The organism is Sphingopyxis sp., assembly GCF_035944815.1.
GTDB lineage: Bacteria > Pseudomonadota > Alphaproteobacteria > Sphingomonadales > Sphingomonadaceae > Sphingopyxis.
On sequence record NZ_DASZAU010000002.1, the window covers coordinates 351,762 to 368,084 of the forward strand.

The window sequence follows — 16,323 nt, forward strand, 5'->3', positions numbered from 1 at the left end:
ACTGCCCCCTGATCGAATCGTCATCCCGGCGAAGGCCGGATGACGATGGGTTAGGAAAGCACCACCCAGGTCGGCGCATGATCGCTCGCCTTCTCGCGCCCGCGATGATCCTTGTCGACGCCCGCATCGACGAGCCGGTCGGCGAGCGCGGGGCTGAGCAGCAGATGGTCGATGCGGAACCCGTGGTCGCGCTGCCAGCCGCCTGCCTGATAGTCCCAGAAGGTCCAGACGCCGCCCGCCGGATGGCGGCTGCGGATCGCGTCGGTCCAGCCGTCGCCGAGCATACGGAACCAGGCGTCGCGCGATTCGGGCTGCATCAGCGCGTCGGTCGACATCGCGCGCGGGTCCCACACATCGTCGTCGTGCGGGATGACATTATAGTCGCCGGTCAGGATCGTCGGGATTTCACTCGCGAGCAGGAACTGCGCGCGCTCGCGCAGCCGCGCCATCCAGCGGAGCTTGTAATCGAATTTCGGCCCCGGCTGCGGATTGCCGTTGGGCAGGTAGATCGACGCGACGCGGAGGCCATGGACGTCAGCCTCGAGATAGCGTGACTGTTCGTCTTCGGCTTCGCCGGCCAGACCGCGCTGCGTTTCGACCGGCTGTGTGCCCTTGGCGAGGATCGCGACGCCGTTGAAACCCTTTTGCCCGTGATAGAGGAAGCCATAGCCCGCCGCCTCGATCTCCTTGGTCGGCATCGTCTCGTCGCTCGATTTCAGTTCCTGCAGGCAGGCGATATCGGGCTGCGTTTCCTCGAGCCATTCGACAAGGCGCGGCAAGCGGGCCTTGATCCCGTTGATGTTGAAGGTCGCGATTTTCATCGGCTCGCTATGCCAGCAAGCGCGCCGCTGTGAAAGGCGTCAGATCGAGAAGCTCGACCCGCAACCGCAGCCCGACGCGGCATTGGGATTTTCGACCTTGAACGACGATCCGCCGAGCGAATCGACGAAATCGACGACACAGCCGCGCACGAGGTCGATGCTGATCGGGTCGACGACCAGCTTTACGCCGTCGGTTTCGGTGACGATGTCGTCGGCATCGATGCTGTCGGCGAGGCCGAAGCGATAGGTGAAGCCCGAACAACCGCCGCCGTCGACCGCGAGGCGCAGCGCAGCCTCCGCCTCACCCTTGCGGTCGGCGATCCAGCGGACGCGCGCCGCAGCGGCGGGCGACAGGGCGATGTCGGAAATCTGCGTGGCCATGACCGCTAGATAGGGCTTCCCGTCCAAATGAAAAGGGCGCCGCGACGGTATCTCCGCCTGGCGCCCCTCCTCTCCGACCCTGTTAAGCTCTTACTCGGGACCGCCCATCGCGACATTCTTGCCGGTGATCGCGGCGATCGCCATCTGGTCCGAACGGACGAACGGCATCGGGTTGACCGGTGCGCCTTCGATGCGGACTTCATAATGGAGGTGGTTTCCGGTCGAACGGCCGGTCGAACCGACGTAGCCGAGGACCTGTCCCTTCTTCACCGACTGGCCGGGGGTTACGATGTACGAGGACATGTGGCCGTAGCGCGTCTGAATGGCGTTGCCATGTTCGACTTCGACATAATTGCCGTAGCCGCCAAGGCGCTGGGCGCGGCCGACGATGCCGTCGGCGGTTGCGTAAATCGGGGTGCCGTGCGGCGCGGGGATGTCGATGCCGTTGTGACGCGCGACCTTGCCGGTAACCGGGTGAACGCGCATGCCATAGGAGGACGAGAGCGACATTTGCTCGATGGGGCGACGCGAGGGAACCGAAACGCCGATCGAGGCGGTCAGGCCGGTGTCGAGGCGCTTCCACGCCTGAAAAATTGCGCGGGCTTCGCTGTCTTCGCCGACCGACGGGACGCCAGCGGTGAAGCTGTCATCATCGGGTTCATCGGGAACGACAATGCCGGCATCGGCGCTGGTTTCGGCAGCGTGGACGGCCGGTGTGGCCAATCCGAAACAGGCTGCCGCGCAGACGATTGCGACTTGGTGCAACTTCTGCGCCAGAAGAGTGTTTATCAAAACAACGACCCCGCGTTTGCCATGTCGCCAAAGTCCGAAAAATGGGCCTTGGCGCCGGTGTTTCTTGGTTTGGATGATTGCTCATCCCCCGCGGAAGCCTGTGTGCTGTTCCAATCCTTACGAAGCAATAACAGCGTAGAATTCTTGCGTTAAACCGGCGTCGTGGCGCGCCGAGTCGTTGAACGGAGGCTTCAAACTGCCCCGAAAGCGCGATTTCACTAGGGTCTGCCACGTTTCGACGACGTTGAATCCCATTTCATCGCACTTTCGCCGAAACCAGACTGTGCCTGCGGTCACATGGCGGATTTCATCGTTGTAAATGCGCGATAAAATCTTTGCGGATGCCTCGTCGCCCGCAGCGCGGAAGCGGTCGACGGTCGACGGCGTCACATCGAGCCCGCGCGCTTCGAGCACCATCGGCACGATCGCGAGCCGCGCCAGCACGTCATCCGCCGTATCCCTAGCAGATTCCCACAATCCGGCGTGCGCCGGAAGCGCGCCATAATGGCTGCCGAGTTGGCGAAGGCGCCGGTCGAGCAGCGCGAAGTGCATCGCCTCGTCGGCGGCAACTCCGATCCAGTCGTCGACGAATTCGCGCGGGAACGCACCGCCGAAACGGCCCACCAGGTCGACCGCGAGATCGATCGCGACAAACTCGATATGCGCGAGCGCGTGGAGCAGCGCGATACGCCCGCGCTCGGACCCGCCCTTGCCGCGCTTGGGCATCCGGTTCGGCGGGAGCAACTCGGGTTCGGCGGGCCATGCCGGCTGGTCGGGCATCGGCGCTTCGCAGCGATGCTCAAGTTCGCCGCGGCGCCAGGCCCGCGCAAGCCTGCGCGCGGCGCGGCGCTTGTCGTGCGGGTCGGGCGTCAGCAGGACCGTACGCGCGGCATCCCCCAAAGTCGGCATGTCAGAGCGCCCTTGCCGCCTCCAGCACGGCGTCTGCATGGCCTTTCACGCGCACCTTGCGCCACTCCTGCGCGAGCTTGCCGTCGCGGTCGAAGAGGAAGGTCGAACGCTCGATCCCCATATAGGTACGGCCGTAATTCTGCTTCTCGACCCAGGTGCCGAACGCTTCGCACACCGCGCCATCCTCGTCGGAGGCAAGGCGGACGGTGAGGCCATATTTGTCGCGGAACTTGCAGAGTTTCGCGGGCGCATCGCGCGACACCGCCAGAACCTGCGCCTTCAGATGCGCGAATTCGGGGGCAAGGCGGGTGAAATCCTGCGCCTCGGTCGTGCAGCCCGGGGTGTCGGCCTTGGGGTAGAAATAGACGATAAGCGGCGCGCCCTTCATCGCCGCCAGCTCGATCGCCGCGCCGTCGGCGTCGAGCAGCTTTACCGCGGGAACGGCATCTCCGATTGCGAGGGTCACGGCTTCATCTCCTGCTGTCGGGGGCGAATCGAGGCCCACCAGTTTGCGATCTCCTGCCGCGCCGCGTCATGCGCGGCAAGAAGTTGCGACCAGCCGGGCTCACCGCACTGGCTTGCCACCAGCTGCCGTGCAGCCGCGGTCGGCGGCTCGCCCTCGGGCGCGGTGAGGCGCAGCATCACGAGCATGCGCGCGAGCAGGCCGTGCGCCTCGACCACTTCGGGCGGGACGAGCCCTGCAGCCTTCATGCAGCCAAGCGCCGCCGAGATATTCGGATCGTGGCATTGCCCGCTGACAAGCTGCGTCACCTGCATCGCGAATTCGAGGTCGACGAGCCCGCCCGGCCCGCCCTTGATGTCGAGCGCGCCCTTTGCGGGCTTGTGCGCCGCGATCTTGTCGCGCATTTCGGCCGCGTCGGCCGCGAGCTTCGTTGGGTCGCGCGGGATCCTGAGCAGCTCGTCGATCGTCGCCTGCACCGCCGCCTTCGCCGCTTCGGAGCCATAGACCGGCCGCGCGCGGAGCAGCGCCATATGTTCCCACGTCCACGCCTCTTCGCGCTGGTAGCGTTCGAAACTGTCGAGCGTGACGACCAATGGCCCCTGCGCGCCTTGCGGCCGCAGCCGCGTATCGACGTCGTAGAGCTTGCCCGCCGCGGTCGGCACCGACATCGCCGCGGTCACGCGTTGCGCGAGGCGGTTGTAATAGGTCGTCGCGCCGAGCGGGCGCGGTCCGTCGGATTCGGCGAGATGGTCGCCGGTGAAAAGATAGATGAGGTCGAGGTCCGAGGCGTGCGTCAGCGCCCTGCCCCCGAGCCGCCCCAGCGCGAGCACGACCAGCTCGCTGTCGGCGATCCGCCCGTGTGCCTGCACGAATTCGGCGACCGTCGCATCGGCGAGTAGCTGCAACGCCGCCTCGGCCAGTTCGGAATAGCCGCACGCGATCGTGAGCGGGTCGGTGGCGCCGGCGATCAGCTGCACGCCATAGGCAAAACGCCGTTCGCCGACGCGGTCGCGGACGCGGTCGAGCAGCCGTTCATAGTCGAGCCCGGCAAGCCCGGCGTCCCATTCGGCGAGCAGGTCGGCCTTGGTCGCCGGCGCCTCGAACGCGCGCTTGTCGATCAGCCCTTCGATGAGCTCGACGCGCGCAGCAAGCGCGTCGGCGAGCGTCGGCGCGAGCGACAGGGTGCGCGTCGCGATCTTCGCGAGTTCGGGCTGCGCCGCGAGCAGGTGGAAAAAATTGATTGCGCTCGGCAGGCCGGCGACCAGCTTGTCGAAGCGAGTCAGGGTCGCTTGCGGATCGGGCGCCGCTCCCAGCGCCCTGACCAGTTCGGGCAGCATGGTTTCGAGCGCGTCGAGCGCCGCCGGGCTGCGCAGCGCGCGGAGCTTGCCGCCGCGCCATTCGGCGATCGTGCGCAGCGCCGCGTCGGGCGGGTCGAAGCCCGCCGCGATCAGCTGCGCAGCGAGGCCGCCTTCGTCGCGCGGCAGGCCGGTCGTCACCGCGCGCTCGGCAACGAGACGGTCGTAACAACTGCCGACGTCGGTCACGACGGGTTCGAGCATCGCAAGCAGCGCCGCGCCATCGGCCTCGCCGTCGAGCCGCGCGACACAGTCGAGCGCCGCTGCCTGCGCCGGCAGGCTGTGCGTCTGCTGGTCCTCGATCATCTGGAGCCGGTGCTCGATCCGGCGAAGCGTCGCATAATGACCCGAAAGCCGGGTCGCGACTTCGGGTTCGATCCGCCCTGCCCCAGCGAGCGCCGCGAGCGCGTCGACCGTCGCGGGAACGCGGAGCGACGGATCGCGCCCGCCATAGATAAGCTGGTGGACCTGCGCGAAAAATTCGATTTCGCGGATGCCGCCGCGCCCGCGCTTCAGGTCGAACCCCGGTCCGAAGGCCTGCCCTTGCGCAAAATGGTCGCGAATCCGGTCGCTCATCGCGCCGATTTCCTTGAGTTGCCGGAAATCGAGGCTGCGGCGCCAGATGAAGGGCTGGATCGCCGCAAGGAAATTTTCGCCGAGCGCCCGGTCGCCCGCCGACGCGCGCGAACGGATGAAGGCGGCTTGCTCCCACGCCAGCGCTTCGGACTCATAATAGGAAATCGCGGCACTCTCGGGGAGCACGATCGGCGTCACCTCGGGATGCGGACGCAGGCGCAGGTCGACGCGCAGCACATGCCCGTCGCCGGTGCGCGCCGACAATATCTCGGTCATCCGCCGCGCGATCCGTACCGCCGCCTCGCCCGGATCGTCGCGCTGCCGGCGCGGCAGCGTTTCGGGGTCGAAGATCAGGATCGGATCGATGTCCGACGAATAGTTGAGTTCGTGGCTGCCGAGCTTGCCAAGCGCGATCACCGAAAGACCACGGGGTTCCTCGCCCGGAACGCGCTCGGCAAAGGCCGCGGCGAGCGCCGCGTCGCATGCCCGATCGGCGAAAGAGGAAAGCCATCGCGTCGTCGTGGCGACATCATGCTCGCCCGACAGATCGCCCAGCGCGAGCAGCAACGCCATCCGGCCCCGCCACTGGCGCAGCGACCGCATGATATCGTCGTCGACAGCCGGCGGCGCGACGTCGGCGAGCGTGACGTCGGTGCCGTCGGCCAGAAAACGACCGACATCGTCGGGATTGAGTTCGGCAAGGCGCGCCAGAAACGGCGCGTGCGCATTAATCCGGTCGAGCGCCGACTGGCGGCGAGATACATCGAGGATAGCCATCGCCCCGCCCTATCACCCGCGCGGCGGCGTGTGACAAGGGCGCGGACAAGGGCGCGGGGACGATGCGTCGCCCGGCGTCAGGCCGGAATCGTCGATTCGTCGAAGAACAGCACCTGCGAGATTGCGGCGCGGAGCGTCGCGGGCTGATAGGGTTTCGTCAGCAGGAAGGCCGGCTCGGGCCGGTCGCCGGTGAGCAGCCGTTCGGGGAATGCGGTGATGAAGATAACCGGCACCTTGAGGTCGGTCAGGATTTCCTGCACCGCCTCAATCCCCGAGCTGTTGTCGGCGAGCTGGATATCGGCGAGCACGAGGCCGGGCTGGTGCTTCTGCGCTTCGTCGACCGCTTCGCGGTGCGTCGTCGCAACGCCGACGACATCGTGGCCGAGCTCGCGCACGATCATTTCGATGTCCATCGCGATGATCGGTTCGTCCTCGATGATCAGGATGCGCGCGCGGGTCTGGCGGTCGATCTCGTCGGTCGCATCGGCGATCAGCGCGCGCACCGCTTCGGCGTCGCGCCCGATGATCCGCCCGGTATCCTCGAAGCTGAAACCCTCGACCGCGGTGAGCAACAGCGCCTGCCGCGCCAGCGACGGAATACGGCGCAGGCGCGCGTCGGCAATCGTGATGTCGCTATGCGCGGCTCCGTCGCTGGCGGCCGTCTGTTCGGCCATCAGGCCGAAATTGTCATGGATCATCCGGTAAAGCTGGATGCGAAGATCGCCGCCGGTGTCGACCGCACCGGGATTCGCGACCAGCGTTTCAAGCAGCCGCGCGACGAGCGCATCGCCATTTTGCTGGCTCCCGGAAATGGACCGGCCATAGCGCCGCAGATAGGGAAGATGCGGCGCAACCGACTGACCCAATGACATATTTTACCTCCTGATAGCGGCGAAACCGGGGACGGAGCGTCCGGAAAAGGGACAAGATTTTCGCGCTTCCCCATCCCCAGTCCATATATTTCGACGTTAGGGAACGATTTAGCCGCAAATTGGTTTCATGGGGAAGAATGAAACGCGCCATTGCTCTTTGGTGTATGCGCGGTTAGCAAAAGGCCCCATGTCCCAGCGGATGCCCCGATAATGTCGTCAAAAACCGGTTCGCCGCGCGGTGAAAATTGGGGAAAGGGCGCAGAGAAAAAAACATCCGCCAAAGGGCAGGATGTGAACGGTGCCTTGCGCCGTGCCTATGAGTCCACCGTCGACGAGACGATTCCCCAATCCCTGCTGGACCTGCTGAGCAAGCTCGATTGAGTCAGCGCCGATAGCGCGCGTCGAAATCGCCCTGGAACGATGCGAAGGTACCGGCGGCGATCGCATCGCGCATACCCTGCATCAAATCCTGATAGAAATGCAGATTATGCTGCGTCATCAGCATCGCGCCCAGCATTTCGCCCGACCGGACAAGATGGTGCAGATAGGCGCGCGACCAGGTCGCGCACACGGGGCAGCCGCATGACGGATCGAGCGGCTCGCGATCTTCGGCGAACTTCGCGTTGCGAATGTTGATCGGCCCGTCCCGCGTAAAGGCCTGTCCGTTGCGACCCGACCGCGTCGGCAGCACGCAGTCGAACATGTCAACCCCGCGCGCGACGGCGCCGACCAGATCGTCGGGCTTGCCCACACCCATCAGGTAGCGCGGCCTGTCGGCAGGAAGCTGGCCGGGCGCATAATCGAGCACACCGAACATCGCCTCCTGTCCCTCGCCCACTGCAAGCCCGCCGATCGCATAGCCGTCGAAGCCGATATCGGTCAGCGCCGCCGCCGAGCGCGCGCGAAGCTTCTCGTCGAGCGACCCCTGCTGGATGCCGAACAAGGCCGAGCGCGCGGCATGCTCCTCGCCCGCGTCGAAGCCGGCGCGGCTGCGCGCCGCCCAGCGCATCGATCGCTCCATGCTTGCTTCGGCGCGCTTGGCATCGACGCCATTCGGCGGGCATTCGTCGAACGCCATCACGATATCGCTGCCGAGCAGGCGCTGGATTTCCATCGAGCGTTCGGGGGTCAGCATGTGGCGCGAGCCGTCGAGATGGCTCTTGAACGCGACACCCTCCTCGCTCTGCTTGGTCAGCGCCGACAGGCTCATCACCTGATAGCCGCCGCTGTCGGTCAGGATCGGCCGATCCCAGCCCATGAAATCATGCAGGCCGCCCAGCCGCGCCATCCGCTCGGCGGTCGGGCGCAGCATCAGATGATAGGTGTTGCCGAGGATGATATCGGCACCGGTGGCGCGCACTTCGGCGGGGCGCATCGCCTTGACCGTCGCCGCCGTGCCGACGGGCATGAAAGCCGGCGTGCGGATCTCGCCGCGCTGCATCCGGATCGTGCCCGTGCGCGCGGCGCCGTCGGTCGCGGCGACCTGAAAGGCGAATCTGTCGGTCATGGCGCGCGCCTATGGCGGGACATGCACCGAAAGTCGAGGGCGGGCGTTCAGGCCTTCGCGTGCTCGCTCGACGGTTCCTCTTCGGCCGCCTTGGCCTTTTCCTTCGGCTTTTCCTTCTCGAATATCTTGATCAGTTCGCGCTTCTTCGCTTCCGACAGCCCCTTTTCGGCCTCGGGGAACATCTCTTCCTCCTCCTCGTCGATATGGTGGAGGTAACGCTCCTTCATCGTGCGAAAACGCGTGAGCCAGCCGGTCGAGGAAAAATCCATTTCGTAAAGTTCGGTCAGGAAATCCTCGATCTCCTTATGCTCGGCGACGCTGTGCTGCGCCTCGTCGCGCAGATCCGGGTTCGCGAGCATCGTCGCGTAGAGCGACATTTCCTCGGACGCAGCGTGCGCCGTCACTTCGACGCGAAAAGTCTCGAACAGATAGCGACGTTCGTCGCTGTCGCCCTGCGTCGCGTCGATCCGGTCAAGCAGTTCGCGGTGCCGGTCGTGATCGGCCTTCAGCCGCGCAAAGATTTTGGTCTGGCTCATGTTCGTCTCCGTCCGGTTGCGGTCGAAGACAAAACGGGTCAGCCCGCGCCGGGTTCCAGCGTCAGGCGGCTTTCCAGTCGCTCGTCGTCGTGAAGGACGGCAGCGCGAGCGCGCTGTCGGTCTGCTGCGCCGCCGCCGCGATCAGATAGGGCGAGACGCGGTGCCGCGTGCACAGCCCGCCATTCCCGTCGCTGACCATCGTCTGTTCGAACTCGACGCCCTGCTGGTGCTTCATCGAACGTCGGACGGTCGCGGTGACGAGCTGCCCCTCGCCGAAATCGATGACGAAACGCGTACCCACCGGCACGTCCAATATGCCCTCGATGAAGGCCCCCGTCGCCGACAGGTTGCGGATCACGACATTATAGCGGTGGTTGTCGTGAACCGCGCCGACCTTGCGGAACAGCGAAAAGCGATCGTTGCGCTGGCGCGCGGGGCCGGCGGGCTTGATCGTCCACGATCCCGCCTCGGCATGTTCGAGCAATTCTGCCTGCGGGACCGGCTTGCTGTAGACATAGCCCTGCACATGGCTGACGTTCAGTTTCCGGATCAGGTCGAGCTGGTCGAGCGATTCGATCCCCTCGGCGGTCGTTTCCATCTCGAGCGCCTCGGCCAGCGCGACGATCGCGGCGATGATCGCACTATTACGCGATCCGGGTTCGGTCGCACCACGCACGAAGCTCTGGTCGATCTTGATCTTGTCGAACGGCGCCGATTGCAGATAGCCGAGCGACGAATAGCCGGTGCCGAAATCGTCGAGAGCGAGGCGGACCCCGAGCGCTTTCAACGCCTTGAACATACGGCTCGTTTCTGCCGAATCGCCCAGGAACACGCTCTCGGTGATTTCGAGTTCGAGCCGGTCGGGGGCAAGACCGGTGGCGGCGAGTGCGTTGGCGACAATTTTCGGCAGGTCGGGATTGGCGAACTGGATCGGCGAAACGTTGACCGCCACGCGCATCTCGCCCGGCCAGCGCGACGCGTCGTCGCACGCCCTGCGCAACACCCATTCGCCGAGTTGCCATATCAGGTTGGCTTCCTCGGCGATCGGGATGAACAGGCCCGGCGATATCAGACCGCGATCGGGATGCGTCCAGCGGACCAGCGCCTCGACCCCCGTCACGACGTTTGACTTGGAATGGACGACGGGCTGGTAACTCAGTTCCATCTCGCCCCGCGCGAGCGCGTCGCGCAGATCATCCTCCAGCGCGCGGCGCTGTTCGGCCGCCTGATGAAGGTCGCTCGAATAAAAGGCAAACCGGCCCCGGCCGTTGCCCTTCGCGGCGTAGAGCGCGAGATCGGCGTTGCGGACAAGATCGTCGCTGCTGCTTCCGTCGAACGGCGCGATCGCCACCCCAACCGATGCGCCGATGATGCATCGGCTCCCCTCGACCGAATAGGGCTGCGACAGGCTGGCGATGATGTCCGCCGCCATATCGCCGAGCTTGCCGCGATCTTCGACGTCGGGAAGGATGATCTGGAATTCGTCGCCGCCCAACCGGCTGACCATTTCCTTGTCGCCGACGATCTTGAGCAGCCGTTCGGCGACCTGTTTCAGCAGCGCGTCACCCGCCGGGTGGCCAAGCGTATCGTTGACCTGCTTGAACCGGTCGAGGTCGAGCAGCATGATCGCGCACGATCGCTGTTGCTGCGAAAAGGCGGCGAGCGTGGTGTCGAGCTTCTTCGATATGTTGAAGCGATTGGCGAGTCCGGTCAGCGAATCATAAAGCGCAAGCCGCGAGGCATCTTCAGCCGAGCGGCGCTGCGCGGTGATGTCGGTACCGCTGCCGCGATAGCCGGTAAACTTGTCCCCATCGAACTGCGGCCGCCCCGATATCGCCCACCAGCGGTCGTCGCCCTCGAACGCGCTGCGCAGCGGCAACTCCTCGAATTTCGATTGCCTGGTGAGCAGGAAGGGCAAGGTGCGCTGGCGTTCGCCGTGACTGTCGACGGGCAGGAACAGGTCGGTGAACAACGTGCCGAGCAGTCCGGCGCGCGTCCGCCCCATCAATCGCGCAACCGAATCGGTGATATAGGTCAGCCGCCCCTTGGCGTCGGTCGACCAGAACCATCCCTGGCCGCTTTCCTCGTAATTCTGGAGCAGGAGCAACGCTTCGCGGGTATGCAGGTTCGGCGCGACATCGCCGCGCTGTTTGCCGATGCGTGAACCGATCATGCCAAAAAAGCCGCGCTGGCCTTCTTCGGCACTGTCATCCCCCCGGTCGCCGGTATCCATCCGCGATGGAATGTCCATCAATCAAACTCTTGCTGATCCCCACAGTTGGGCCGCTATGCCCCCAATCCCTTGCGATAGGGTAAATGGGAAGTGCCAGAGCGGGACAGCATCGCCGCGTATCCCGACCGGCCTCGCCACCGCCAGCGCGGTGCCGCCATGCAGGTTTTCGGCATTTCTGGCAGCTTTTGTTAACCAAAATGGGAGAACAGGGCATTAACTACTTGCCCGCTATGAGGACCCCGAACTTGTAGGGGCTTTCGTGAAATGGCGACTGCGATACATAATGTGATGAAGCTGGGCTGCGTTGCGGCCCTGCTCGCGTCGACGCCGGCTGCGGCGGCGAGCCAGCAGGCCAGCGGAACGTTCCAGGTTACCGCAACGGTGCCGATGGCATGCTGGGTCAATCATAGCATTCATGCCGACGCGCTCGGCAATTCGCCGGGTCTGGTGACCGAAGGGTGCAACAACGCGTCGGGCTATATGGTCTCGGCGCAGTACCGCCCGCTGGCGCAGACCGAACGCGCCCGCCTTCTCTACGGCGACAGCACCGTCGAGCTGTCGGCCCTCGGCATGCAGGAGGTGCACCGCGAATATGGCCCGCGCATCCAGCAGATCGCCTATCGTTTCGATCAGGTGTCGCTGGAAACGCCGCTGACGCTGTCGCTGACGATCCAGCCGATCTGATTTACAGCGCCGCGACCGTAAAGGTCACCGTATCCATATAGCCGCCGGCACGCTTGCCGGCGGTTTCGCCGATTTCGATCCTGACCGGATAATTGTCGAAACGCGCCCGGTTCGACACGATTTCGAAGCCGGCCGGTGATGTCAGATCGAGGTCGAACCGGCCCATCCGCAGCCGATAGTCGACGTACCACGCGGCATTTTCATGCTTGAGACGGCCCTGGTTTTCCGAGACGACCGATACCCGGTACCCCCCCGTCGAAATGACATAAAGCGTGATCGGAAGGTCCTTCGTCCCCGGGACCAGTTCGCCCAGATCGACCGAATTGGTACCGCGCGCGCGCGCAAGCTGGCCCTTCAGGCCGATCATCGCCGCGGGCAGGACGTCGATCCCCAGCGTCAGCGGCCTCGTGCCGAGCAACATGCCGTCGTCCCCGGACACCGTCAGGTCGAGCGATTGCGTGTAGCGGCCCTGCGAGGTGGCGCTGTCGGGTGCGGCGGCGATCGACAGCAATTCCAAGGTCCGTTCGCCCGGCATCAGGCGGATGAGCCGACCGCCCATACCCTGGATGTTCCGGCCGGCCCGCGGGGTGATGTCGTTGCTGCCCTTTTCGTCGACGAGCTGGTAGGGGATCGCAGCCGTCCCGTTGTCGGAGCGGAAGCCATAGGGTTCGCCGCGCAGCAACGCCCCCAAACGCCCGACGCATTCGCCATCGCCCCGATTGACGATATTGATCTCGACGGTGCCGAAGGCAGCGCCATCCTCGAGCGGATTATGGCGGATGATCAACTGATCCTGCACCGGCTCGACCGACAGCGTACACGCCGCCTGCGCGGCGACCGGTACAAGGGCCGCGACGCAAACGGCGGCGGCGCCCAAAAGCGGCCGGCTCCTTCCAGTCTTGCGCGATGTCGTCATGTTACTGGCCTTCCCTGCGCCCGAGTTCGACGATGCCGAGATCCAACAGCCCGTCATTGTCTTCCGGCACCCTGAACGTAAATCCGCTGTGGCCGCCGGAGTGGAACTGTACATTATATTCGACCCCGGGCTCCAGCTTGGCGATAGCGAAGCGGCCGACCGTATTGGTAAAGAACGGCTCTTCTTTCGCATCCGCGCGATCGGTGCGTCGCATGATCCCGCTGACCAGCTTGAGCGGCTGGCCGTCGCGGCCTTTCAGCGTCCCGATCGCGCTGACGAACGCGGCACTTCCCACTTCGATGACATAGCCGCTCTTGTAAGCTGGTCGCACGCGCTTGACCCCGTCGCCGATATCATAACCCCGCGGCGGGTCGATCACATCGTAGCGGACCGACTGGTTGAGGAACGCGGTCAGCGAATTTTGAACCGCCGGACCGAGCGCGCCGCTCTTGCTGACATAGGTGCCGCCCTCCAGCGCGTCGCCGACGATGACCTGCCGGTCCTTCAGCGTCTTGTGCGGATAGACGAGCGCAAAGCTGTCGTTGATGGTGCGTCCGACGGCGACCCTCCCGCCGGCATAGGCGATCGAGCTGCCGACGCGCAGCGTCGTCACCTGATTGTCGCCGATGTTGTCGAAGTTTTCGCCAAACACCGTGTGCGTGAGGTTCGCGTCGAACCGGTTGCCGACATAGTCGAGCTGTCCGCCGATCGAGGTCGATCCGTCGTTATAGTTGCTCGCCAGCGAATATCCGAACGAGCCGGCGCGGTTGTCGACGGTCTTCTGGTACCGCGCGCTTCCATTGTTGCGCAGCGAATTATAGCGCGCCTCGGCACGGCGATTATAGCTCGGCTGCCAGATCAGCCCGACCGTGACGCCGAAACCATTGTTGCGGCCGAACCCGTTCGGGAAGCCCGATTTCACATATTCGGCGCCGAACTGAAGCGTCCATTCCTTGTTGAACCGGTAGTTGGCGGTCGAGGAAATGCTGTAGGAATCGTCGAACAGCGGGCTCCGGCTCTTGCGATAGGAGACATTGGTGCTCGCGAACAGCTTGTGCGAGAAACGCTTGGTGTAGGCGGCACTGAGATTGAAGGAGATCGGGTTGACACCCTCGATCGAGCTGACCGTCGCATAGTTACGCGACGTATAGTCGAGAACGACGGTCAACGTGTCATAGCCCGTTGCCCCCCCGATGATCTGATCATAGCCGACCGTCGCGGCGAACCCCGTTCCCTCGGTCTTGCTGTGGCTGCCCCCGACATCGAGGCGGATGCGGCCGCTGTTCGCCAGCAGGAACTGGGTTTGCCCGGTGATGTTCTGGACATCTTCGGAAAGCTGCGTGCCAAAACCGATCGCCGGCCGATTCAGAAAGGCCTTTCGCCAGAAGCCGGTAAAAACGGGCGTCCCGCTGGAATAATCGGGATTGCCGAACCCGCCGTCGTCGAGAACGCCGACATAGGCGCCATATTCATAGTCGCCAGGTTCGAGGTCGATCGTATCGAGATAGGCCTGATAGTCGAAGGTTTCGCGCGCGCCCGAGATGCCCTGGACCTCGAGCTGGATATTGTTGCTGCCCGTATCGAGCGGCAGGTTCGAAATATCATATTGCCCCGGATCGAGCGTAAACTCGCGCTGGTAGATGCCGTTGCGCATGACACGGACGGTCGATTGTTCCTGCAACACGAGCCGCCGGCCGCCCGACAGGACATTGTTGCGGAACGAATCGAACCGCTGGCGCTGACGCACCACCCCGATCCCGCCCATGTTGAGGAAGCTCTGGCGCCCGCGGGTCTCGGGCTCGAGATCGCCGAGGAACCAGCGCCGCGCCTGCTCCGGCTGGTCGTAAACCAGTCGCGCGTAGCGGCGTTCGACCCGGTATTTGTCGGTGAAGAAATCGCGGCGTGCCTGGGCATCGCCTTCGAAGACCAGATTATTGTAGCGAACGGCCCCGTTCAGGAACAGCTCCGGCTTTTCGATATTGCCGGTCTGCGAGAGGCGCGAGACGGTCGTGCTGATATTCATGAAGGCACTGAACGGCACGGGCGGGTCGCCGGGCTCTTCGGCCTGGCGGTTCTGGTAGAGAATTTCGACCGACCGCTTTTCGGGCGCGATCTTGAGCACGAGGACCGCGAGCTGCTCGGGATCATATTCGAGCCGGATCCCCGACGCGGCGACCTCTTCGGGCAGGAAACGCGGTTTGTCGCCAAGGACCGCGCGCAGTTCGGCCTGCGCGTCGGAGGTCAGCAGCGGGCCGATCAGCGAGAGAAAGCCTTCGGTGCCCACGACGAAGCGGTCGTCGGCAGTCAGCAACACGGGCAGTTCGCCCAATATCCGCCGGTTGAACTGGAGCGGGGCGGTAATCTCGATATCGCGATTATAGGGGTTGATGTCGGCGCGCCGCGCCGCTTCGGGCGCAGCGGGAACCGCGCTCTGGGCAAAATTCATGGCAGGCGGTGCCGGCTGCGCGGCATTCGATGCCGAGGCATGGCCCGCAGCCAGCATCCCGACGCTGATCGCGATCGCGCTGCCCGCGGCGCGGACCCAGGTCCTCACCACCCGCGCCTCACCGGATGAATCGCATCGTCATCGGCTTGGCCGGATCGAGTGCTGCACCGGTCGGAATCGAGAAGCTGCGCTTGCCGCCCGCGGGCGCCAGATAGCCCACGCCGACAAGCTGTGCCACTTCCTCATTGCCATAGGTGCGTTCGAACGGCTTGCCATCGGCGGTCGTCGCGGTGAGCACCCATTTCGCACCGCTCATCAGCGCGTAGCGCTTGCCCTTGTTAACCACGACAACCTTCAGACCGGGCTGCGGTTCGGGCGCCTTGGCCTCGGCAGGCGTTGCGGCCTGCAGCGAGGGGTCGATGTCGGGTGCGGGCGGCACGACCATTTCGGGCACCAGCGACGCCACCTCGACTTCGGGCTTCGCACCCGGCGGGGCGACGACAATCAGCGCCTTCATGGTGTAGAGAATGTCGATCGACACCGATGCGTCGGTGCCCTGGATCTTTTGCGGGTTCGTTTCGACCGGCAATTGGCGGACCCACAGATAATAGGCCTGCGACGTCGGAATGTCGGGGCGGCCGATCCACTGGACGCGGACGACCTGCCGGCCCGATACCGGAACCAGTCCCTGCGGCGGGAAGGTTATGAAATCCTCGTCGGCGGGCGTTTCGACCAGCTTGCCGTCTTCATCGAAATCGATGCGGGTGATCTTGGTTTCGAAGGGCATCGATACCGAGCCGACATTGCCGACCTCGATACGCGCGACGGCGCCGCCACCCGATGTCGACAATTCGGACACCATCGGCGAAACCCGCATCGCGAGCGCCGATGTCGAAGCGATGATGCCCAGAACGAGAAGAACCGCGCCGAGACGCAGTTTCGTGAAAAGGCCCGTCAGCCGGAATTTCGCCATTTACCCCTCGCGCGAGGGGCTTTTCATGCGAAGCATGCCCGCACATCCCCCTCCCCCAAATGTAAATGCCGGGGGGACATTA

15 protein-coding genes are annotated in these 16,323 nt (G+C 64.7%); 2 read left to right on the forward strand and 13 right to left on the reverse strand.

The window, feature by feature from the left end; all coding sequences use genetic code 11:
* Nucleotides 1–50 precede the first annotated feature (50 nt).
* The 7 genes from xth to VGU00_RS02615 all read right to left on the reverse strand — a co-directional run bounded on the left by xth (nucleotide 51) and on the right by VGU00_RS02615 (nucleotide 6,946).
* Entirely contained in the window at nucleotides 51–821 is a 771-nt protein-coding gene (gene xth, locus VGU00_RS02585) for an exodeoxyribonuclease III (protein ID WP_327465188.1), read from the reverse strand.
* A gap of 39 nt (nucleotides 822–860) precedes the next feature.
* A complete protein-coding gene (gene erpA, locus VGU00_RS02590) occupies nucleotides 861–1,202 on the reverse strand; it encodes an iron-sulfur cluster insertion protein ErpA (RefSeq protein ID WP_327465190.1) in 342 nt (113 codons plus the stop codon).
* Between the two features lie 90 nt (nucleotides 1,203–1,292).
* Nucleotides 1,293–1,925, reverse strand: a complete 633-nt coding sequence (locus VGU00_RS02595) for a M23 family metallopeptidase (RefSeq protein WP_327465192.1) — start codon at nucleotides 1,923–1,925, stop codon at nucleotides 1,293–1,295.
* Nucleotides 1,926–2,111: 186 nt separating this feature from the next.
* Nucleotides 2,112–2,903, reverse strand: coding sequence for a ferritin-like domain-containing protein (locus VGU00_RS02600; RefSeq protein WP_327465194.1), 792 nt, complete (start codon nucleotides 2,901–2,903; stop codon nucleotides 2,112–2,114).
* Between the two features lies 1 nt (nucleotide 2,904).
* Nucleotides 2,905–3,369 carry a peroxiredoxin gene (locus VGU00_RS02605; protein WP_327465196.1) on the reverse strand — a complete coding sequence of 155 codons (465 nt, stop codon included), beginning with the start codon at nucleotides 3,367–3,369 and terminating at the stop codon, nucleotides 2,905–2,907.
* A complete protein-coding gene (locus tag VGU00_RS02610) occupies nucleotides 3,366–6,074 on the reverse strand; it encodes a bifunctional [glutamine synthetase] adenylyltransferase/[glutamine synthetase]-adenylyl-L-tyrosine phosphorylase (protein WP_327465198.1) in 2,709 nt (902 codons plus the stop codon). Before VGU00_RS02610 ends, VGU00_RS02605 begins: the two co-directional genes overlap by 4 nt.
* A 77-nt stretch (nucleotides 6,075–6,151) precedes the next feature.
* Nucleotides 6,152–6,946 carry a response regulator gene (locus VGU00_RS02615; protein ID WP_327465200.1) on the reverse strand — a complete coding sequence of 265 codons (795 nt, stop codon included), beginning with the start codon at nucleotides 6,944–6,946 and terminating at the stop codon, nucleotides 6,152–6,154.
* Between the two features lie 210 nt (nucleotides 6,947–7,156).
* On the opposite strand from VGU00_RS02615, the gene VGU00_RS02620 reads away from it, so the two are divergent.
* Nucleotides 7,157–7,327 (forward strand): NepR family anti-sigma factor, encoded by a 171-nt coding sequence (locus VGU00_RS02620; RefSeq protein ID WP_327465202.1) that lies wholly within the window; start codon nucleotides 7,157–7,159, stop codon nucleotides 7,325–7,327.
* Between the two features lies 1 nt (nucleotide 7,328).
* Here VGU00_RS02620 and tgt read toward each other — a convergent pair whose 3' ends face one another.
* The 3 genes from tgt to VGU00_RS02635 all read right to left on the reverse strand — a co-directional run bounded on the left by tgt (nucleotide 7,329) and on the right by VGU00_RS02635 (nucleotide 11,240).
* On the reverse strand, nucleotides 7,329–8,453 hold the full coding sequence (tgt, locus tag VGU00_RS02625) for a tRNA guanosine(34) transglycosylase Tgt (protein WP_327465204.1): 1,125 nt from the start codon (nucleotides 8,451–8,453) through the stop codon (nucleotides 7,329–7,331).
* A 47-nt stretch (nucleotides 8,454–8,500) separates the two neighbouring features.
* The gene (locus VGU00_RS02630; RefSeq protein ID WP_327465206.1) at nucleotides 8,501–8,989 is read right to left on the reverse strand and encodes a hemerythrin domain-containing protein; all 489 of its coding nucleotides are present in this window, start codon (nucleotides 8,987–8,989) and stop codon (nucleotides 8,501–8,503) included.
* Nucleotides 8,990–9,050: 61 nt separating this feature from the next.
* Nucleotides 9,051–11,240 (reverse strand): EAL domain-containing protein, encoded by a 2,190-nt coding sequence (locus VGU00_RS02635; RefSeq protein ID WP_327465208.1) that lies wholly within the window; start codon nucleotides 11,238–11,240, stop codon nucleotides 9,051–9,053.
* Nucleotides 11,241–11,486: 246 nt separating this feature from the next.
* Here VGU00_RS02635 and VGU00_RS02640 point away from each other — a divergent pair, with 246 nt between their 5' ends.
* A complete protein-coding gene (locus VGU00_RS02640) occupies nucleotides 11,487–11,906 on the forward strand; it encodes a hypothetical protein (protein ID WP_327465210.1) in 420 nt (139 codons plus the stop codon).
* Between the two features lies 1 nt (nucleotide 11,907).
* Here VGU00_RS02640 and VGU00_RS02645 read toward each other — a convergent pair whose 3' ends face one another.
* The 3 genes from VGU00_RS02645 to VGU00_RS02655 are packed head-to-tail and all read right to left on the reverse strand — an operon-like array spanning nucleotide 11,908 to nucleotide 16,241.
* Nucleotides 11,908–12,783 carry a hypothetical protein gene (locus VGU00_RS02645; RefSeq protein WP_327465213.1) on the reverse strand — a complete coding sequence of 292 codons (876 nt, stop codon included), beginning with the start codon at nucleotides 12,781–12,783 and terminating at the stop codon, nucleotides 11,908–11,910.
* Nucleotides 12,784–12,823: 40 nt separating this feature from the next.
* Nucleotides 12,824–15,376, reverse strand: coding sequence for a hypothetical protein (locus VGU00_RS02650; protein WP_327465215.1), 2,553 nt, complete (start codon nucleotides 15,374–15,376; stop codon nucleotides 12,824–12,826).
* Nucleotides 15,377–15,386: 10 nt separating this feature from the next.
* A complete protein-coding gene (locus VGU00_RS02655) occupies nucleotides 15,387–16,241 on the reverse strand; it encodes a molecular chaperone (RefSeq protein ID WP_327465217.1) in 855 nt (284 codons plus the stop codon).
* Between the last annotated feature and the right edge of the window lie 82 nt (nucleotides 16,242–16,323).